Origin of the sequence: Pseudomonas sp. G(2018) (assembly GCF_005502415.1) — a bacterium.
Lineage (GTDB): Bacteria > Pseudomonadota > Gammaproteobacteria > Pseudomonadales > Pseudomonadaceae > Aquipseudomonas.
In genome coordinates, this window is sequence record NZ_SCOO01000006.1 from 189,952 (window position 1) to 209,303 (window position 19,352).

A 19,352-nucleotide genomic window follows, 5' to 3' on the forward strand; every position below is an offset into this window, starting at 1 on the left:
GGTTTTTCGCGAGCGAGCTCGCTCCTACAGTTTCACCCCCTCACTCCTCGCACATGGCGATGACTAAAAATTACAAAACGGTCACGTGTTGACCCTATGTGTCACAAAAGTTGTTGGGTTACACTCGGACCCATTCAAAACACTATTCCTGTGAATCACCTGTATTAGATCTTGCGAGGTTTGCCATGGCTGACTACAAAGCGCCCCTGCGCGATATGCGCTTCGTCCTCAATGAAGTTTTCGAGGTCGCCAAACTCTGGGCCGAGTTGCCGGCGCTGGCCGATACCGTTGACGCTGAAACGGTCGAAGCCATTCTCGAAGAAGCCGGCAAGGTCACCAGCAAAAGCATCGCACCCCTGAGCCGCGCGGCTGACGAAGAAGGTTGCCACTGGGCGGACGGTGCTGTCACCACCCCGGCCGGTTTCCCACAGGCCTATCAGACTTACGCTGAAGGTGGTTGGGTAGGCGTGGGCGGTGATCCGGCCTACGGCGGCATGGGCATGCCCAAGGCGGTTTCGGCCCAGGTCGAGGAAATGGTCAACTCCGCCAGCCTGTCGTTCGGCCTGTACCCGATGTTGACCGCCGGGGCTTGCCTGTCGATCAATGCCCATGCCAGCGAAGAACTGAAAGCCGCCTATCTGCCGAACATGTACGCCGGGGTCTGGGCAGGCTCCATGTGCCTGACCGAACCGCATGCCGGCACCGACCTGGGGATTATCCGCACCAAGGCCGAACCTCAGGCCGACGGTTCCTACAAGGTCAGCGGCACCAAGATTTTCATCACCGGCGGCGAGCACGACCTCACCGAAAACATCATCCATCTGGTGCTGGCCAAGTTGCCGGACGCCCCGGCGGGGCCGAAAGGCATTTCGCTGTTCCTGGTGCCCAAGTTCCTGGTCAATGCCGACGGCAGCCTGGGCGCGCGCAACCCGGCCAACTGCGGTTCGATCGAACACAAGATGGGCATCCAGGCGTCCGCGACCTGCGTGATGAACTTCGACGAAGCCGTGGGTTATCTGGTCGGTGAGCCGAACAAAGGCCTGGCGGCGATGTTCACCATGATGAACTACGAGCGTCTGGGCGTTGGTATTCAAGGCCTGGCCAGCGGCGAGCGCTCCTACCAGAATGCCGTTGAATACGCCCGCGACCGCCTGCAAAGCCGTTCGCCGACCGGCGCGCAGAACAAGGACAAGGTGGCCGATCCGATCATCGTCCACCCGGACGTGCGTCGCATGTTGCTGACCATGAAAGCTTCGAACGAAGGTGGTCGTGCTTTCTCGACCTACGTGGCGATGCAATTGGACACCGCCAAGTTCAGCGAAGACGCCACCACGCGCAAACGTGCGGAAGATCTGGTGGCACTGCTGACCCCGGTGGCCAAGGCGTTCCTGACCGATCTCGGCCTGGAAACCACCGTGCACGGCCAGCAGGTGTTCGGCGGTCACGGCTACATCCGCGAATGGGGCCAGGAGCAACTGGTGCGCGACGTGCGTATCACCCAGATCTACGAAGGCACCAATGGCATTCAGGCGCTGGATTTGGTGGGACGCAAGATCGTCGGCAGCGGCGGAGCGTTCTACAACCTGTTCGCCGACGAGATTCGCCACTTCACGGCGACTGCCAGCCCTGACCTGGTGGAGTTCACCAAGCCGTTGAACGATGCCGTGACCACCCTCGACGAACTGACGGCCTGGTTGCTGGATCGTGCGAAAGCCAATCCGAACGAAATCGGCGCCGCTTCGGTGGAGTACCTGCAAACCTTCGGTTACGTGGCCTACGCCTACATGTGGGCACTGATGGCCAAGGCAGCTTTCGGCAAGGAAGCGCAGGACGAGTTCTACGCGAGCAAACTGGGTACGGCGCGGTTCTATTTCGCCCGCCTGCTGCCGCGGATTCACTCGTTGAGCGCCTCGGTGAAAGCCGGCAGCGAGTCGCTGTTTCTGCTGGATGCGGCACAGTTCTGACAATGTAACGTCATGTAAGCATTCTCTTACATGACGTGCTGCTTTTCTCCCATAGAAGCAGATTGGATCCACAGCTAATCTACTTCTCATGGACGTCGCGCAGGAAGCGCAAAGCAACAACACGGACACGTAGGATTCTGCCAGGACGGCGGAGTGAAATGGATGTCAGGGAAACAGTCTGCAAAGCCCCGCTTCGGCGGGGTTTTCTTATGCCTGCGAAAAAGTATTCAGCTCAGGCCATCCCGTTCATCCGGTCGACTCATCACCTCTTCAAGCAATGTCCGCAGCAACGCCAGCGAGGCCTGTTGCCGTTGCACATCGCGACACACCAATCCGACTTTCAGTGGCACCCGTGGTTCGCTCAGGGGTTTCCACAGCAAATCCTTATTGCCATGCGCCTTTTGTGAACGCCCCGGCAACACAGTCGCCAACCGCGTGTGCGGCAGGCTGTCGAGAATCCCGGCCATGTTGTTCAGTTCGGCTTGCACCTGTGGCCGACGTCCCAGGTTTGCCAATTGCGCCTGCCAGATTTGCCGCACCTGAAACTCCTCACCCAGGAGCAGCATGGGCAATTCAGCGGCCTGGCTAATGGACACTTTCTTGAATTCCCGCAACGGATGCTCGGCTGGGATCACAAGGGTCAGTTCATCTTCGTACAACATCACGCCATGCAGCCCCGGTTGGCGGGGCGGCAAGTAGCTGATGCCGATATCCAGCGAGCCATTGAGCAGTCGTCGCTCGATCTCCAGACCCGTCAGTTCATAGATCTGCACCACCAGATGCGGTTGCTCCCTGCGTACCCGTTCGAGCATCTGCGGCACCAGGCTGGTATGCACGGTCTGCAAGACACCGATGGCCAGCGTACGCAGCGCCTGCCCCTTGAAATTGCCTAGCGCTTCGCGCGCCCGTTGCAGACCATCGAGCAAGGGCAGGGCGTGGTTGTACAGCGTGTGGGCCGCGAGCGTCGGCAGCAGGCGTTTGCTGCTGCGCTCGAACAGACTCACATCGAGGATCTGTTCGAGGTGGCGGATCTGCTGGGACAGCGCCGGTTGGGAGATGGACAGTCGCTCGGCGGCGCGGCCCACATGGCCTTCTTCATAGACCGCGACGAAATAACGCAGTTGCTTGAAATCCATAAGTAATACTTATCGAAAATGCTCGTAAATCGAAATGGCTCAACGCCTTGGCTGAGCCTAGTCTAACGCTATTCACAAGGCTTACAGGGCCACAGAGCGCGATGAATACCGCTTCCGTCGATGGTGTTTACATAGGTAACTCAAAAAACCTCAAGCGAGGGCTGAACCCATGAATCTGTTCAGCCTGCGCCGTCATTCACCGAGTCTTGATGATCTGGTGACGAACGCTTCTTTTCCTTCCAGGGGCGACAACCTTTCCAGCGAGTGTCTGATGCCCAGTGTCGAGCGGCCGCAGCAGGTTTTTGTGCGTGGCCAGGGTTCATGGTTGTGGGACAGCGATGACCGTGCGTATCTGGATTTTTCCCAGGGCGGCGGGGCCAACAGCCTCGGCCACAGCCCCAAAGCGTTGGTCAATGCGATAACGGCGCAGGCTCAGTCACTGATCAATTCCGGCTTCGGCCTGCACAATCGCGGCATGCTCAACCTCGCCGAGCGCTTGTGTACCAGCACCGCCAGCGACCAAGCGTATTTGCTCAACACCGGCAGCGAAGCCTGTGAAGCGGCGATCAAACTGGCGCGCAAATGGGGCCAACAACATCGCGGCGGTGCCTCGCGAATCATCGTTGCCAGCAAGGGGTGTCATGGCCGTAGTCTGGGGACGATCCCGGCGTCGGGCAGTTCGCCGCTGATCAACCGATTCGAGCCGCAGCTTCCGGGCTTCAGCCATGTATCGTTCAATGATCTTCCGGCACTGCACGCGGCCGTGGATGAGCAGACGGTGGCGATCATGCTCGAGCCGATCCAGAGCGAGGCCGGGGTGATTCCGGCCACGGCGCATTATCTCAAAGGCGTCGAGCGCCTCTGCCGAGAACTCGGCATCCTGTTGATCTTCGACGAAGTGCAAACCGGCATCGGCCGCTGCGGTACCTTGCTCGCCGAACAATCCTATGGCGTCCGGGCCGATATCGTGGTGCTCGGCAAAGGGCTGGGTGGTGGCGTGCCCCTGGCGGCTTTGCTGGCGCGGGGCAGGGCCTGCTGTTTCGACACCGGCGAAATGAGCGGTACCCACCATGGCAATGCGCTGATGACCGCGGCGGGCCTGGCCGTACTCGACAGCGTGCAGGACAAAGGATTTCTCGAGCATGTCGGTGAAACCGCCAAGCACCTGCGTGAAGGTCTGCAGCGTTTGTCCCATCGTTATGGCCACGGCGAATTGCGTGGACAAGGGCTGCTCTGGGGCCTGACCCTTTCCGACGTTTGCGCCGACGCCGTGGTCAAGGCGACGTTGTGCGAAGGCTTGCTAGTCGATGCCCCACAACCGGACTGCCTGCGCTTTACCCCTGCGTTGACTGTCAGCAAAGCCAGCATCGACGAAATGCTGCTGCGCCTGGCCCGCGCCTTCTCCCGGGTACGCACCACACAAGTTCAGTGCCGTAAGGGGATTGCCGTCTGACGCAGACGCATCCCGCACGAATTCCCGAACCGTCTCGCGGTATAACGCGCGCCCCACGCCTGATTTTTTTGGTGTGGGGCGTTTTTTTTGTCTGCTGATTTACCGTGATGCGATGGTGCCCTGAAGTATTGATGTGAACCCTGACCAACGGCACAGGTCGATTGCATGTATGGTTCGCATGAGCCGACTTCAATCAGGAGCTGAACCCATGGATTTTATTCGCATCATCATCGCCATTCTGTTGCCGCCACTGGGTGTGTTTTTGCAAGTAGGATTCGGCGGGGCGTTCTGGCTGAATATTTTGTTGACCCTGTGTGGTTACATCCCGGGGATCGTGCATGCGGTGTATATCATCGCCAAGCGTTGAGTATTGTGTCGCCTGGTAGATAGCTTTCGCGGGCAAGCCCGCTCCCACAGGGTATGTGGTGTACACAAAATCTGTGGGAGCGGGCTTGCCCGCGAATGGGCGCGCCGCAATTTCTGTTCTGAGCACAGACTTCAGTCTTCCTGATCCATCACCCGCCGATAAAACAACCACTCCTGCTCCAGCGCATGGGCCTGGTTGCCGGCCTTGCGGAAGCCATGGCGTTCGTCCGCGTAGTAATGAGCCTCGACCAGAATGCCGTTGTTCTGCAACGCCTCGACCATGTCACGGGTTTGTTGTGGCACGACCACGGCATCCAGTTCCCCCTGAAAGAAGATCATCGGTACGCGGATGTTGCCCGCATGCAACAACGGCGTTCTTGCGGCGTAGCGCTCGGCGTCCTGTACGGGATCGCCGATCAGCCAATCCAGGTAGTCGCCCTCGAACTTGTGTGTTGCCCGACCCAAGGCGACGGGATCGCTGACCCCATAAAGACTGGCGCCGGCCCGGAACACGTCGTGGAAGGCCAGCGCGCAGAGTGTGGTGTAACCACCGGCGCTGCCGCCGCGAATGAACGCCTTGGCACCATCAATCAATCCGCGTTCGGCGAGATGGCTGACCACCGCGCAAGCGTCTTCGACATCGACATCCCCCCAACCCAAATGCAACGCCTGGCGGTAGGCCCGGCCATAGCCACTGCTGCCGCGGTAGTTGAGGTCGGCCACGGCGAAACCGCGCTGGGCCCAGTACTGAATGCGCGGATCGAGCATCGGGTAACACGCGGATGTCGGTCCGCCGTGGATGAACACCACCAGTGGCGGTTTTGCTTTGCCAGTCATCGCCGGGTAAAAAAAACCGTGGGCCTCGCCCGATCCGCTTGGATAGCGCAAGGTTTGCGGGCGGCTGATCTGCTCGGCGGGCAAGGGCGCGATGCCGCCGGCCAGCACTTTGACCTGACGGGTCTGGCGGTCGATGGCGATCACCGCAGAGGAGCTGACCGGCGAGGCCGCGATGCAATAAATGAATTGTTCATCCAGGGCGAGGCTGCGAAAGCGGCTGTAGTCGCCCGTGAACTCTTCACAGCTGACCCCGCAAACGCCCAATCGACCAAAACCGCCGTCGGTCCAACTCGCCAGATAGTGGTCCTCGCCCAGCGGTAGCCAGGTGCAGCCGCCGAGTTGCCAAGGGGCAGGGCCATGATCGGCCGCTACGCTCGGCAATGGGATCAGACCGTTTGCCGACTCGATCCAAGGCTGCCAGTAACCGCCACGATCCGTCAGGCACAGCAATCGGCCGCCGCTATCAAACCGTGGTTGTTGCAGGGATTCTTCAGCGCCATCACCGGCCACGCAGCGGGCCGGTCCAAAGTCACCACCGCCTTGGCGTTCGGCAACCATCAAACGGGTCGCGGTCCAGGGCTGGTCCGGGCGACTCCACTCGATCCACGCCAAACGCCGCGCATCAGGACTGAGGGTCGGGGCGGCGTAGAAGTCGGCGCCTTCGGCCAGCAAATGGCGCTTGCGGTCGGCCAGATCGATCGCCACCAGGCGGTGCCGATCGCGGTTTTCTTCAACCGCCAGCACCTGACCCTTGGCGTACTGCAAGTCGCCGTAGCGGCAGATGCCGGATGTCAGCACCTCGGGTGCCTCGCCCTTTAGCGATTGGTGATACAGCTGCTGGTCGGCCTCGTTGACGAAAACCACCCCATCGTCCGTCAGACAAAACGCGCCACCACCGTATTCGTACACCCGACTGCGCACGCTGAAACCCGGTGGCGTCAGGCAGTTCGCTGCGCCATTGCGCCAATGCCAGATGCGGCAGGCGGCGTCCTCCGGGCGGTATTCGTTCCAGAACAAGCCCTGTTGGCCGACCAGCAGTTCGGCAAAATCGATGCCGGCCGCAACGGCTTTGGCGGCGCTGAAGGGTTCAGCTTTTGGCGATGAGGCGTGAGTTTCGTTCATTGCGAAAGGCCAGTTGTTCGATGGTCTGGGTCGCGTGCTCAGCCTCTTCGCGGGCCTTGAGGATCACGCCGTGATGTTGCGATTTGCTGCACACCGGGTCGGCATTGCTCGCGTCACCCGTGAGCATGAACGCCTGGCAGCGACAACCACCGAAGTCTTTTTCCTTCTCATCGCAGGAGCGGCACGGCTCGGGCATCCATTCGTAACCGCGAAAACGGTTGAAGCCGAACGAGTCGTACCAGATGTGCTGCATGCTGTGGTCGCGCACGTTGGGAAATTGCACCGGCATCTGTCGGGCACCGTGACACGGCAGCGCCGTTCCGTCCGGCGTGACGGTCAGGAAAATACTGCCCCAGCCATTCATGCAGGCTTTGGGGCGTTCTTCATAATAGTCCGGCGTGACAAAAATCAGCTTGCACGGATGCCCTTCGGCTTCCAGTTTGGTGCGGTATTCATTGGTGATGCGTTCGGCACGGACCAGTTGTTCCCGGGTCGGCAACAGCCCCACGCGATTGAGCTGCGCCCAACCGTAGAATTGGCAGGTCGCAAGTTCGACGAAATCCGCCTCCAAGGCAATGCACAGCTCGATGATGCGGTCGATCTTGTCGATGTTGTGCCGATGGGTAACGAAATTCAGCACCATCGGATAGCCGTGGGCCTTCACCGCGCGGGCCATTTCCAGCTTCTGCGCGAAGGCTTTTTTCGAACCGGCGAGCAGGTTGTTCACTTGCTCGTCGCTGGCCTGGAAACTGATCTGGATGTGATCGAGGCCTGCCTTCTTGAAGTCGCTGATTTTCTGCTCGGTCAGGCCGATGCCGGAGGTGATCAGGTTGGTGTAGAAACCCAGCTTGCGCGCCTCGGCGATCAGCTCGGCGAGGTCCTGGCGCACCAGCGGTTCCCCCCCGGAAAAACCCAACTGCGCCGCACCCATCTCCCGCGCTTCGCGGAACACTTTGATCCACTGTTCAGTGGTCAGCTCTTTGCCTTGTTCGGCGAAATCCAGTGGGTTGGAACAGTATGGGCATTGCAGCGGGCAGCGGTAGGTCAGCTCGGCCAGCAGCCATAGCGGCAGGCCGATTTCCGGTTTGGGCGGTAACTTGTCTGACGCGTTATCAGGCAAGTTCGATCCAGTGCTGAGCACGGGCGACCTCCATGAATTGCTCGATATCGTCACCGAGCTCGGGCACGCCGGGGAACTGCTTGTCGAGTTCGGCGATGATCGCTGCAACGTCCCGCTCGCCATCAATCAGGCCGCCGATCAACGCGGCGCTTTCATTGAGTTTAATCATGCCTTCCGGGTACAGCAGCACATGGCCTTTTTGTGCCGGTTCGTACTGGAAGCGATAGCCGGGACGCCAGGTTGGAGTCTTGCTGCGATCGAAACTCATAAGGTGATTCCTTTGTGCCAGACCCGTTGCCCGGTCACGCTGTGATAGGGCGGGCGTTTGAGTTCGTAGGCCATGCTCATGGCATCGAGCATGCTCCAAAGAATGTCCAGTTTGAACTGGAGAATTTCCAGCATGCGCTCCTGGCCTTCCCGCGTTGTGTAGTGCTGCAAAGTGATCGCCAGGCCGTGTTCGACATCACGGCGCGCCTGGCCCAGGCGCGTGCGGAAATACTCGTAGCCGGCCGGGTCGATCCACGGGTAATGCTGCGGCCAGCTGTCCAGGCGCGACTGGTGGATCTGCGGTGCGAACAGTTCGGTCAGCGAGCTGCTAGCGGCTTCCTGCCAACTGGCGCGGCGGGCGAAGTTGACGTAGGCGTCAACAGCGAAACGCACGCCGGGTAGCACCAGTTCCTGGGAGCGCAGCTGATCGGGGTCGAGGCCGACTGCCTGGCCCAGACGCAGCCAGGCTTCGATGCCGCCGTCTTCGCCGGGGGCGCCGTCGTGGTCGAGCAGACGCTGAATCCATTCACGGCGGATCTCGCGGTCCGGGCAGTTGGCCAGGATCGCGGCATCTTTGAGCGGGATGTTCACCTGATAGTAAAAGCGGTTGGCGACCCAGCCCTGGATCTGCTCGCGGGTTGCCCGGCCTTCGTACATCGCCACGTGGTAGGGGTGGTGAATGTGGTAATAGGCGCCTTTGGCGCGCAGGGCGGCTTCGAATTCGGCGGGGGACAATGGGGTGTCGGTCATTGTGGGTCTCCGGGGCATAACCGTTGGATTTGCGGTGTCTGGTCTGGCGTTATCGCGGGCAAGCCACGCTCCCACAATGACCGCGTAAACCTGTGGGAGCGGGCTTGCCCGCAAAGGGGCCATCCGCTACAGCACAATACTCATGCCGTCATACGCCACTTCAACATTGCGTCGATCCAGCTCCGCGCGTTCCGGCGAATCCTCATCAAGAATCGGGTTGGTGTTGTTGATGTGGATGAGTACCTTGCGCTGATCGGGCAGTTGCTCCAGCACTTCGAGCATGCCACCCGGGCCGTTCTGCGCCAGGTGGCCCATCTCCCGGCCGGTGCGGGTGCCGACGCCACGGCGCTGCATTTCGTCGTCGTCCCACAGCGTACCGTCCACCAGTAGGCAATCGCTGCCGGCCATGATCTCCAGCAATGATGCATCGACTTTGCCCAAGCCTGGCGCGTAGAACAGTTTACCGCCGGTGTTCAGGTCTTCGACGATCAGGCCGATGTTGTCGCCCGGATGTGGGTCGAAGCGGTGCGGCGAGTAGGGCGGTGCGGCGCTACGCAGTGGCAGCGGAGTGAAAAGCAGGTTAGGGCAGGCCGGGATATTGAAGCTCTGGTCCAGTTCGATGCGGTTCCAGGTCAGGCCGCCGTTCCAGTGAGTCAGCATGTTGAACAGCGGGAAACCGGTACTCAGGTCTTCGTGGACCATGTCGGTGCACCAGACCTGATGCGGGCAACCTTCACGCAGCATGAGCAGGCCAGTGGTGTGGTCGATCTGGCTGTCCATCAGGATGATCGCCCCGATACCGGTATCGCGCAGCGCGCGGCCCGGTTGCATCGGGGCGAAGCTCTGGAGTTGGGCACGGATGTCCGGTGAGGTATTGCACAGCACCCAATTCACGCCGTCATCGGAGATCGCGATAGACGACTGGGTTCGCGCCTTGGCCCGCAGGCTGCCGTTGCGAAAACCGGCGCAGTTCACGCAGTTGCAGTTCCACTGGGGGAAACCGCCGCCGGCGGCGGAACCTAGAATCTGGACAAGCATGGATGCTCCATCATTGCAACGCGGAAATTAAAAGTAACGCTGAAAATAAAACGCCTCGGCATAACCGAGGCGTCGTACTGCATGTCTGCCAAGGCAGAGATTAGCGGCTGGCGAAGTACATGGTGACTTCAAAGCCGATACGCAGGTCGGTGTAAGCAGGTTTGGTCCAAGACATGGGGGCGTTCCTTCAAGTGATGGGACTGGTGGCATCTATACATATAGTCCACCTCCGGCAAGAGGTGTCAGATAGTTAGGCAGCTATGTTACTTAAAATTTCAAAGGAATTGGCTGCAAATGTTCGAGAAAGTTAATTGCAGCCTCGGTAATGATCATTTTGCCACTTGCCAAGGCGAGCCAGGACACGGCCCGCTGGACAGGCAACGCCAACCGCCTTCGGCTTGAATCAGGCGTCGTGTGGCGGCGATGAGCGCAGGCTGATCCAACAGAAGAATCGCTTCGGACAGTTGCACCAAATATTCCGACGAACGGTTGGCCAGCTTGCCTTGCCAGAGCAGTTCAGCGGCTTGGGTGTTGGGTAATGCTTCAGCGCAGAACTGATCGACCAAGGCTTGGCGCAGAGTGACGAAACTGGCGTCGTCTATGCCGTGGATCATTTCTGGCAACTCATTGAGGAACTGTTCGATGTGTTGCAACAGATCCGACGGTGCGACGTTGGGTGATTGCACGCCAAACAGCAGCCCGGTTTGCCCGTGCATCTGGCGCAGTGCGCTGAACACCGCGTAGCCGAGCTGCAACTCCACGCGCAGGCGCTGGTAGAACGGCGTCTGAGTGAGGTGAGCGAGCAAGCGCCACGCTGCGTCGTCGGCGATGTCCGTGGATGCGGTCGGGCAAAACAGCAATACCGCGTGTTCGCTGGAGCCGGTGTCGACCTGGCTCCAGCGGTGTTGCGAGCGAATCGTTGGCGGTGGTGTCAGCTGGTTGTCCGGTGTGCCGGGTATGCGGCTCAGTGACAGGCCCATTGCCGCTTGGGTCTGGGCGCAGAAGCCCATCGCCAGGCCGTCCCAGCGGGCACTCGACCAGAGTTGCTGCAAGTCATCCGATTCCGCGCTGGGCTCAAGGCAGTGAGCGGGCAATGCGTTGAGCAGTTGCCGAATCGGCATCAACGCAACGGTCGTCGGTTCGTCCTGTGGGAAAACGTCATCAGGGTGTGCCAGCGTTTTCAGCAAATGTTCCAGGACAGTGGGCATCGGCTCCTGGAGTCCGACCATCTTCAGCAGCCATTCATTGCCCGATGCGCTGAAGGAAATATCCACACCCGCCTGCCGGGCTTCCTCGCGCAATGGTTGCAGGTTATTTTCCAGGCGGGACTGGAGACTGCTGCAAGGTGCCGCGTCCAGGCGCCAACGCAGATACAGCGCACCTTCAGCACTGTTATCCGGCAACGCCTGGCTGAATTGCATCGGCGAACGCTCGCGGCGGCTGCGCGATCGATCCTGGGCAAACGTGCGCAGGCCACGGTGGGCGCTGGTCTGGCCGCGAATCAACCCGGCGTTGGGCGTTGGCGTTTCGGAGCGCAAAAACGGGTTGGGCGCCGGCAGTTGCCATTGGCCGGTGAAGTTATCCACAGCACCGATTTGTCGGAGGATTTCCTTGAGCGCTGTCACGCCTTTTTCGGATAGCCCGGCTTCACGCTGTTCGCTGTCCAGTCGCACCAGTTGCAAGGCGCCGCTGACTTGCTGCTGGCGCAGGAGCAGAACGGAGTATTCGTTGCGCAACTCACTCCAGTCTTGCCGAGCGAAAAAGCCCAGCCAATCCAATAGCTGTTCGCGGATCGCTGTTGGCTGCGCATTGCTGTTTAGCGTGAGTTCGATGTGCAGCAGGGCTTGCCCGGCGAATTGATACAGCGGAGCTGCTTTCAACTGTTGGGCCAGCCCGCGTAGTTGCAGTTCAGCCAGCGGCCCACCGGGTTTCGCTACGTTCAGCCAATGGCACAGGAACGCCAGGGCTTCAGGGGATGACTCGGGCAGCGCTTCGAACGTGAACAGCAGGTCCAGGCGCCGTTCGTTCATCTGTTGATAACTTCTGTTCGTAGCATTTATCAGCGGTGCAGGTGCTTGTTGCGGGGCTCTTTTGCCTTCGGGAATGGCATCGGCGAACACTTGGGCCAGCGCCTTCAATTCTTCGAGTGGTTGAGGGCCCGCCAGGCTCAAAGTCATCTGCCCGGTCTGATAAAACCGTTGATAGAAATCCTTCAGCGCTTGCTGAAACTCAGGTTGCGCAACCGGCAGGCTGTCGCGATTACCAGCGTGAAAACCCCGCAGAGGATGAATTTCAGAAAGTCCATCGAACAGCGAATACTGCTGTTGAGCCGTCGCATCCTGGGACCAGGCAACAAACTCCGCATGCAGAACTTCCCGTTCCCGCTGCTGATCATCCACATTCATACGCGGATGGGCGAGCATGTCTGACAGACGCTCCAGCCCGCCGCTGAAAGCCTGAGGCGGTAATTCGAAAAAGTAATCGGTAGTGCGCTCGCAGGTGCGTGCATTCACCTGACCGCCATGACCCTGGACATAGGCCATCAGCCCTTGGTCCGCAGGAAAACGTTCGGTCCCCAAAAACAGCAGATGCTCCAGAAAGTGCGCCAGGCCAGGCCACGCCAACGGAACATCATGACTGCCGACGGCGACCCGCAACGCAGCAGCGGCGCGTTTCAGATCGGGCGCATGACGCAGCGTTACCCGCAGACCGTTGGCCAGGGTTTCAGTGTGGGGGCGAGGGAGATTCAGCGCAGGCATGGGCACTTCCAGAACAGTGAAGTGCCAATGCTAGCGGATCAGCGCTTGTTAAGCGCGCCGTAAAGCTCGGGGCGGCGATCGATGAGGTAGCGATTGGCGGCGCGGGAATCGACCATCAATTGACGATCCAGCTCGCCGACAATCAAGGCTTCATCGAGTCCGGCCTGGGCGATGCGACTACCATCCGGCGCGGCGATGCTGCTCTGGCCGCAATAGTGGATATCGCCTTCGTGTCCGCAGTAATTGGCGTAGGCCACGTAGCACTGGTTTTCGAAGGCGCGGGAGCGGACGGTGACGTCAGCGACGAAGTCAAAGGGAATCATGTTCGCCGTCGGTGCCAGAATCAGCTCGGCGCCCTCGAGGGCCAGGCGTCGGGCATTCTCCGGAAACTCCAGGTCGTAGCAGATCAGGAAGCCGAGTTTCCAGCCGTTGAGTTCAACCACGGGGAATTCGTCGGTGCCGGGGCTGAACATCGAACGGTCAAGATCACCGAACAGGTGGGTCTTGCGGTAGTTGCAGACGCGCTCGCCCTGGGCGTCGATCAATTGCACGGCGTTGTAGATCTGGCCGTCCTCGGTGCGTTCGGGATAACCATACAAAATGGCGATCCCGGTGGATCGGGCGATGCGCGCAACCTGCTGTGCCGACTCACCATTGTGCACCTCCGCCAGCACACTGACGGCATCGACGCCGATGTTGTAACCGGTCAGGAACATCTCCGGCAGCACGAGCAAATCGGCGCCTTTGGCTTCCTGCGCCAGCTGCTGCAGACGTTGCAGGTTGCCGGCGACATCCAGAGGCAGCGGTGGACATTGGTAAAGGGCTACACGCATCGGGGATTCCTCTTACTCGGGAAGGGCGATAGGGCCTATGTCTTTGAACACATCACCCGGGCCCGGGTTCTCTTTATGTGTGGCTCCGCCGAAATGTTTCATGATGCCCCACACCGCGTTGAGCGACGTTTGCACCGCGCCTTCGACCCAGGCGGGCGTCCACGAAACGTCGTCGCCGGCAATGAAAATCCCGCGTTGTTCCGCTGGCATCTCGTCCTGCATGAAGTGCGCGTACATGCGCTGGTTGTAGCGATAGTGGCCGGGCAGGGCGCCTTTGAAGGCACCGAGGAAATGCGGGTCGGCTTCCCATGAAACGGTGATCGGATCGCCGATGATCCGCGCGGCGATGTCGACTTTCGGGTAGATCTTCTTCAACGCATCCAGCGCCAGTTTCACGCGTTTTTCCACCGGGTGCGGGAGCATTTTCAGCGCATCGCTCATCCACGAATACGACAGGCAAATCACCCCAGGCTTGTCGTCGCCGTTATCGAACAGGTAAGTGCCACGGGTCAGGCGATCGGTGAGGGTCATGCTCATCAGGTCGCGGCCGGTTTCCGGATCCTTGTCCTTCCAGAACGGGCGGTCGACCATCACGAAGGTTTTCGACGATTGCATGTAGCGGGTGCGGTCCAGGGCCATCCACATCTTTTGCGAGAACAGGGTTTCTTCGCATTCGATCTGGGTGGTCAGCAGCCAGCTCTGGCAAGTGGTCAGCACTGCAGCGTATTCGCGGGTATCGCCGTTGTTGTCGGTGACTGCAAAGCGGCCACCCGGCGCGTGGGCGATTTTTTTCACGCCGGAGCGTGGAGCGCCGCTGTGCAACGACTTGAGGCTGGTGCCTTGTGGCCAATGTACGCAACGTTCCGGTGCATGGCGCCAGATGCCTTGCGGGACTTGTTCCACGCCACCGACCACCAGGTGCTGGTGATCGTCGCAGTTGGTCATCACCACGCGGAAAATTTCCAGCATAGAATTGGGGAAGTCGGAGTCCCAGCCACCGGTGCCGAAACCGACCTGGCCGAAAACTTCGCGGTGATGGAACGACAATTTGGCGAAGGCTTTGGAGGTGGCGACGAAGTCGTAGAAGGTGCGGTCGTCCCACAGTGGCACGAGGGTGTTCCACAGTTCCTTGAGGCGCGGTACGTCGCGGTCGCGGATCGCTTGCTGGATATCTGAGAATTGCGAGCCGGCTTCCAGGGCGTCGGCCCAGGCGTCAGCCACTTCCTGGAACAATGCAGGAAGATCCGCCAGTTTCTGCGCGTAATGGGTTTTACCTTCCAGATCGATGACGGTGCTGCCGGAGGCAGGCGTCAGCGGGTTGGGGAAGGGTTTGGTCTCAAGACCCAGCTTGTCGACATAGTGATAGAACGCGGTGGACGACACCGGAAAACGCATGCCGCCCAACTCGGCGACGATGCCATCGGTGCCGTTGAACGCTTGGGAGCGAAGACGACCGCCCAGCTTCGAAGCTTCATAGACCACCGGCTTGAGGCCGAGCTTCATCAGTTCGTATGCTGCCACCAGCCCAGCGATACCGGCGCCGACAATCGCCACTTCGGCACCGTGATTGTGCTCGGGAATGCTGCCCAGGCCGGCCGGGTGCTCGATCCAGTCGTCGAAGGCGAAAGGAAAGTCCGGACCAAAAATGGTGACTGGTTTTTTACCGTCTGCAGGATGGCGATTGTTCTTGTTCATGGCTGACCTTGCTGGCGACCCGATGGGGAATGCGCGTCTGAGTATAGGAAAAGATGCCAGCCATTCTAGAGAGCGTAGAACACGTTAATAAGACGCAAAGTGTCGTCGTTTTGCTAAATAATCAATCGATATGACGAATGCATTGATCGAATTGACAATGCCGACCCTTGTGGGAGCGAGCCTGCTCGCAGAAGCGTCAGCCCAGACACCACCCATTCAAGACTGAAAGCTCAAACCGGCTGCCCCCGATCAATCTTGCTACTCAAAATGATCGAAGTCGTCGTCTTCTCCACCCCATCCACACTGCCAATCTGATCCAGCAACTGATCCAGTTGCTCCGGCGAGTCCGTGCGCAACCACGCCACATAATCAAATTCGCCACTCACGGCACATAGCTGTTGCACTTGGGCCATGGCACTGAGCCGGCGCAACACTTCCTTCCCGGAGCGCGGCTGCACCGTGATCCCCACGTACGCCTGCAATCCACCATCCACCACTCGCTGGCCAAGACGCACGCCGTAACCGGTGATCACTTTGGCCTTTTCCAGTCGCGCCAGACGTGAAGTCACCGTGGTGCGGGCGATGCCCAGATGCCGGGCGAGCATGGCCACGCTTTCGCGGGCATTGATCTGCAGGGCGGCAATCAACTGGCGGTCGATTTCGTCAAGAACGGGCGGGCGAGTGTCAGGCAATGGAGCATCTCCAGCGGTATGGATCGGTGGATGAGCATGTTACAGGCACATCCTGCACAACGGATGCGTGATCTGGTTTCACGACCGTTCGTGCCATTTTTGCCTGCGACAAATTGCCATAAGTAACTAGGTAGTACATTATTCGCCCCCTTGTCACAAATGGGGAAAATTTCCGAGATGAATACTTCTGGGGCTGCCGCCGGCAGCAAATGGTTGCTGGCGGGGCTGGGTGTCCTGATCGCACTGATCGGGCTCGGCCTGGTCGGTGGCGGTGGTTATCTGATCGTGTTGGGCGGTAGCTGGTATTTCCTGCTGATGGGCCTGGCGATGCTGGTTTCCGGGCTGATGATCGCCCGCCGCAAACCACAGGGCGCCTGGCTGTATGGCCTGGCACTGATTCTGACGGCGATCTGGGCGGTATGGGATGCCGGTTTCGAATACTGGCCGCTGGTTTCGCGTGTGCTGACGTTCGCCGTGATCGGTCTGGTCGTCGCATTGATCTACCCGACACTGGTCCGCGCTTCGGGCGCGACGGCGGGCCGTGGCGCCTACGGTCTTGCAGGCATTCTGGGCGTCGGTGTCGTCGCAACGATGGCCTACATGTTCGTGCCAACCCACGTGGTCAAGGCCACCACAGAGCCCACGGTAACGCCGGTCGCGCCGGGCAACGAGCAGAAAGACTGGGCGCACTGGGGCAACACCACGGCCGGCAATCGCTTTGCCGCGCTGGACCAGATCAACAAGGGCAATATCGACAAACTGCAGGTGGCCTGGACCTTCCGTACCGGCGACATCCCGCAAAGCACCGGCGCCGGTGCCGAAGACCAAAACACCCCGCTGCAAATCGGCGACACGGTCTACACCTGCACCGCCTACGGCAAAGTCTTCGCCCTCGACGCCGACACCGGCGCCCAGCGCTGGAAGTTCGACCCGCAAGGCACCGCGCCTAATTGGCAGCGTTGCCGCGGCCTGGGTTATTCCGAAACCCCGGCTTCTTCGGACAATCAGCCCGCAGCCTGTACGAAACGTCTGTTTCTGCCGACCGGCGATGCGCGCCTGATCGCCATCAATGCCGAAACCGGCAAACCGTGTGAAGAGTTCGGCAACAAAGGCACCGTCGATCTGACCACCGACATGGGCGAAGTGAAGCCCGGTTACTACCAGCAAACCTCGACTCCACTGGTCGCAGGGGATGTGGTGGTCGTCGGTGGCCGCGTGGCCGATAACTACTCCACCGGCGAACCGCCAGGTGTGGTGCGTGCCTACGACGTGCACAGCGGCGAGCTGGTGTGGGCGTGGGATCCGGGCAACCCGGACACCACCAAACGCCCTCCGGCGGGCGAGACGTATACCCGTGGTACGCCGAACGTATGGTCGGCCATGTCCTACGACGCCAAACTCGGTCTGGTCTACTTGCCGACCGGCAACGCCACACCGGATTTCTTCGGCGGTCAGCGCACCGAGTTCGATGACAAATGGAGTTCGTCCATCGTCGCCCTCGATGTGAAGACCGGTCAGGTGCGCTGGCACTTCCAGACCACTCACCACGACCTGTGGGACTTCGACCTGCCAGCCCAACCGCTGCTGTACGACGTGCCGGACGACAAGGGCGGCATGCAGCCGGCCCTGGCGCAAGTCACCAAGCAAGGCGAGATTTTCCTGCTCAACCGCGAAACCGGCGTGCCCATCGCCCGTGTCGAAGAGCGTCCGGTGCCGCAAGGCCATGTGCCCGGCGAACGCTACGCGCCAACCCAGCCGTTCTCGGTGGACATGCCGTCAATCGGCAATAAAACCCTGACCGAAGCCGACATGTGGGGCGCCACGCCATTCGACCAGTTAATGTGCCGCATCCAGTTCAAGGGCATGCGTCACGAAGGCGTCTACACCCCACCGGGCATGGATCGCGCCCTGCAATTCCCGGGCTCCCTGGGGGGCATGAACTGGGGCAGCGTCTCGGTTGATCCGAACACGAATTACATGTTCGTCAACGACATGCGCCTGGGCCTGGCCAACTACATGATCCCGCGCGACAAGATCGGTGCCGGTGCCAGCGGTATCGAAATGGGCGTGGTGCCGCAGGAAGGCACGCCGTTCGGCGCCATGCGCGAGCGCTTTCTCTCGGCGGTCGGCATTCCGTGCCAGAAACCACCGTTCGGCACCATGTCCGCCATCGACCTCAAGACCCACAAACTGATGTGGCAAGTCCCGGTCGGTACGGTACAGGACACCGGCCCGCTGGGCATCCGCATGCACCTGCCGATCCCGATCGGCATGCCGACCCTCGGCGCCTCCCTGGCCACCCAGTCCGGCCTGCTGTTCTTCGCCGGCACCCAGGACTTCTATCTGCGCGCCTTCGATACCGGCAACGGCAACGAAATCTGGAAGTCGCGCTTGCCGGTGGGCAGCCAGTCCGGGCCGATGACCTACGTATCGCCGAAAACCGGCAAGCAGTACATCCTGCTGACAGTGGGCGGTGCGCGTCAGTCGACGGATCGCGGGGACTATGTGATTGCCTACGCTTTGCCCAATTAAGGGCTGAGATGCAGGTATGAAAAAGCCGCGCGATTGCGCGGCTTTTTTCTGTGTGAAACTTCAGCGAAGCTACAGTCACGCGTAGTCGAACGGGAGAGCCGACGCGATGGCAATGAAAAAGATGCCTGCAGCAGTGCGCGAACATGCCTTGCAGATCGCCCATCACGAAATGGGCCATTACATTGTGGCGCGAGCCTTGGGATTTGAAACGGGCGGCGTGACCCTGAGCGTGACCATGGACCTGAGGCATAAAGGCGGCGCTTCCATCAGCCTGGTGCGTCCAATTTCGTCGATGGAAGCCATGAAGGAGTACCTGGAAGCCCGGATGATGATCCTCTTCGCGGGCGCCATGGCGCAGACGTTACCTTCCGCGCGTGCACGCGAGAAACGTGTCGATAAAACAAAAGCGATCACCATCCTCAATGGTGCATTTGGGGCGGAGCGGGATGACGCAAAGATCAGGGAGTTGCGACAACTGCTGCGCAACATCACCTATCCCTATACCGATCCGGCAGCGTGCGACAGCATCACGGCCGAGCTGAAGGCGATCAACGATCATCTGTGGTTGCGCACTCAAGAGATCGTCGAAGCGTTGGCAGGCACCATTACCGAACTCGGAGAGGCATTGGTAGAACGCATGGCCCTGGTCGAACAGTGGGGCAGGCCGGCAGACACCTATGAGGTCGTGTTTACGCGGGAAAAGCTTGAGCGGTTGGCCCCTCTGTAGGAGCGAGCTCGCTCGCGAAGGTCGTGAACGAAAACGCGTAAACCAGATTCTAGCGGTGCCC

16 protein-coding genes are annotated in these 19,352 nt (G+C 60.2%); 5 read left to right on the forward strand and 11 right to left on the reverse strand.

Annotated elements, in window-relative coordinates; genetic code table 11:
• Positions 1–185 precede the first annotated feature (185 nt).
• Positions 186–1,964, forward strand: coding sequence for an acyl-CoA dehydrogenase C-terminal domain-containing protein (locus tag FFS64_RS08710; protein ID WP_137805031.1), 1,779 nt, complete (start codon positions 186–188; stop codon positions 1,962–1,964).
• 227 nt (positions 1,965–2,191) lie between these two features.
• Here the strand turns inward: FFS64_RS08710 and FFS64_RS08715 are convergent, their stop codons facing one another.
• The gene (locus FFS64_RS08715; protein WP_137805032.1) at positions 2,192–3,100 is read right to left on the reverse strand and encodes a LysR family transcriptional regulator; all 909 of its coding nucleotides are present in this window, start codon (positions 3,098–3,100) and stop codon (positions 2,192–2,194) included.
• 169 nt (positions 3,101–3,269) lie between these two features.
• On the opposite strand from FFS64_RS08715, the gene FFS64_RS08720 reads away from it, so the two are divergent.
• Entirely contained in the window at positions 3,270–4,553 is a 1,284-nt protein-coding gene (locus FFS64_RS08720) for an aspartate aminotransferase family protein (protein ID WP_137805033.1), read from the forward strand.
• 208 nt (positions 4,554–4,761) lie between these two features.
• Entirely contained in the window at positions 4,762–4,920 is a 159-nt protein-coding gene (locus FFS64_RS08725; protein WP_003228885.1) for a YqaE/Pmp3 family membrane protein, read from the forward strand.
• A gap of 131 nt (positions 4,921–5,051) precedes the next feature.
• On the opposite strand, the gene FFS64_RS08730 is transcribed toward FFS64_RS08725, so the two are convergent.
• From FFS64_RS08730 to FFS64_RS08775, 10 genes are all read right to left on the reverse strand, one after another.
• Complete coding sequence (locus FFS64_RS08730) at positions 5,052–6,878, reverse strand: S9 family peptidase (RefSeq protein ID WP_137805034.1); 1,827 nt, start codon at positions 6,876–6,878, stop codon at positions 5,052–5,054.
• Entirely contained in the window at positions 6,844–7,998 is a 1,155-nt protein-coding gene (pqqE, locus tag FFS64_RS08735; protein ID WP_171017070.1) for a pyrroloquinoline quinone biosynthesis protein PqqE, read from the reverse strand. The genes FFS64_RS08730 and pqqE overlap by 35 nt, the downstream gene beginning before the upstream one ends.
• On the reverse strand, positions 7,991–8,266 hold the full coding sequence (gene pqqD / locus FFS64_RS08740) for a pyrroloquinoline quinone biosynthesis peptide chaperone PqqD (protein ID WP_095195887.1): 276 nt from the start codon (positions 8,264–8,266) through the stop codon (positions 7,991–7,993). Before pqqD ends, pqqE begins: the two co-directional genes overlap by 8 nt.
• Positions 8,263–9,015, reverse strand: a complete 753-nt coding sequence (pqqC, locus tag FFS64_RS08745; protein WP_095195886.1) for a pyrroloquinoline-quinone synthase PqqC — start codon at positions 9,013–9,015, stop codon at positions 8,263–8,265. Before pqqC ends, pqqD begins: the two co-directional genes overlap by 4 nt.
• Positions 9,016–9,141: 126 nt before the next feature.
• Positions 9,142–10,053, reverse strand: coding sequence for a pyrroloquinoline quinone biosynthesis protein PqqB (pqqB, locus tag FFS64_RS08750; protein ID WP_137805036.1), 912 nt, complete (start codon positions 10,051–10,053; stop codon positions 9,142–9,144).
• A 100-nt stretch (positions 10,054–10,153) separates the two neighbouring features.
• Positions 10,154–10,228 carry a pyrroloquinoline quinone precursor peptide PqqA gene (pqqA, locus tag FFS64_RS08755; protein ID WP_003422658.1) on the reverse strand — a complete coding sequence of 25 codons (75 nt, stop codon included), beginning with the start codon at positions 10,226–10,228 and terminating at the stop codon, positions 10,154–10,156.
• A 154-nt stretch (positions 10,229–10,382) separates the two neighbouring features.
• Entirely contained in the window at positions 10,383–12,812 is a 2,430-nt protein-coding gene (pqqF, locus tag FFS64_RS08760; RefSeq protein ID WP_137805037.1) for a pyrroloquinoline quinone biosynthesis protein PqqF, read from the reverse strand.
• A gap of 38 nt (positions 12,813–12,850) precedes the next feature.
• A complete protein-coding gene (locus FFS64_RS08765) occupies positions 12,851–13,645 on the reverse strand; it encodes a carbon-nitrogen hydrolase family protein (protein WP_137805038.1) in 795 nt (264 codons plus the stop codon).
• Between the two features lie 12 nt (positions 13,646–13,657).
• On the reverse strand, positions 13,658–15,340 hold the full coding sequence (locus FFS64_RS08770; protein WP_095195882.1) for an NAD(P)/FAD-dependent oxidoreductase: 1,683 nt from the start codon (positions 15,338–15,340) through the stop codon (positions 13,658–13,660).
• A gap of 230 nt (positions 15,341–15,570) precedes the next feature.
• Positions 15,571–16,032, reverse strand: coding sequence for an Lrp/AsnC family transcriptional regulator (locus tag FFS64_RS08775; protein ID WP_137805039.1), 462 nt, complete (start codon positions 16,030–16,032; stop codon positions 15,571–15,573).
• A 177-nt stretch (positions 16,033–16,209) separates the two neighbouring features.
• Between FFS64_RS08775 and FFS64_RS08780 the strand changes: the two genes are divergently transcribed.
• Positions 16,210–18,564 carry a glucose/quinate/shikimate family membrane-bound PQQ-dependent dehydrogenase gene (locus FFS64_RS08780; protein ID WP_137805040.1) on the forward strand — a complete coding sequence of 785 codons (2,355 nt, stop codon included), beginning with the start codon at positions 16,210–16,212 and terminating at the stop codon, positions 18,562–18,564.
• Positions 18,565–18,676: 112 nt separating this feature from the next.
• On the forward strand, positions 18,677–19,291 hold the full coding sequence (locus tag FFS64_RS08785) for a peptidase M41 (RefSeq protein WP_137805081.1): 615 nt from the start codon (positions 18,677–18,679) through the stop codon (positions 19,289–19,291).
• Positions 19,292–19,352 lie beyond the last annotated feature (61 nt).

Excerpts from the sequence above, each read along its gene's own strand:
- FFS64_RS08765 (WP_137805038.1), bottom strand. The coding sequence starts at position 13,645 with ATGCGTGTAGCCCTTTACCAATGTCCACCGCTGCCTCTGGATGTCGCC.
- FFS64_RS08715 (WP_137805032.1), bottom strand. The coding sequence starts at position 3,100 with ATGGATTTCAAGCAACTGCGTTATTTCGTCGCGGTCTATGAAGAAGGC.
- pqqD (WP_095195887.1), bottom strand. The coding sequence starts at position 8,266 with ATGAGTTTCGATCGCAGCAAGACTCCAACCTGGCGTCCCGGCTATCGC.
- FFS64_RS08780 (WP_137805040.1), top strand. The coding sequence starts at position 16,210 with ATGAATACTTCTGGGGCTGCCGCCGGCAGCAAATGGTTGCTGGCGGGG.
- FFS64_RS08720 (WP_137805033.1), top strand. The coding sequence starts at position 3,270 with ATGAATCTGTTCAGCCTGCGCCGTCATTCACCGAGTCTTGATGATCTG.
- pqqF (WP_137805037.1), bottom strand. The coding sequence starts at position 12,812 with ATGCCTGCGCTGAATCTCCCTCGCCCCCACACTGAAACCCTGGCCAAC.
- FFS64_RS08730 (WP_137805034.1), bottom strand. The coding sequence starts at position 6,878 with ATGAACGAAACTCACGCCTCATCGCCAAAAGCTGAACCCTTCAGCGCC.
- pqqB (WP_137805036.1), bottom strand. The coding sequence starts at position 10,053 with ATGCTTGTCCAGATTCTAGGTTCCGCCGCCGGCGGCGGTTTCCCCCAG.
- pqqC (WP_095195886.1), bottom strand. The coding sequence starts at position 9,015 with ATGACCGACACCCCATTGTCCCCCGCCGAATTCGAAGCCGCCCTGCGC.
- FFS64_RS08710 (WP_137805031.1), top strand. The coding sequence starts at position 186 with ATGGCTGACTACAAAGCGCCCCTGCGCGATATGCGCTTCGTCCTCAAT.
- FFS64_RS08725 (WP_003228885.1), top strand. The coding sequence starts at position 4,762 with ATGGATTTTATTCGCATCATCATCGCCATTCTGTTGCCGCCACTGGGT.
- FFS64_RS08770 (WP_095195882.1), bottom strand. The coding sequence starts at position 15,340 with ATGAACAAGAACAATCGCCATCCTGCAGACGGTAAAAAACCAGTCACC.
- FFS64_RS08785 (WP_137805081.1), top strand. The coding sequence starts at position 18,677 with ATGAAAAAGATGCCTGCAGCAGTGCGCGAACATGCCTTGCAGATCGCC.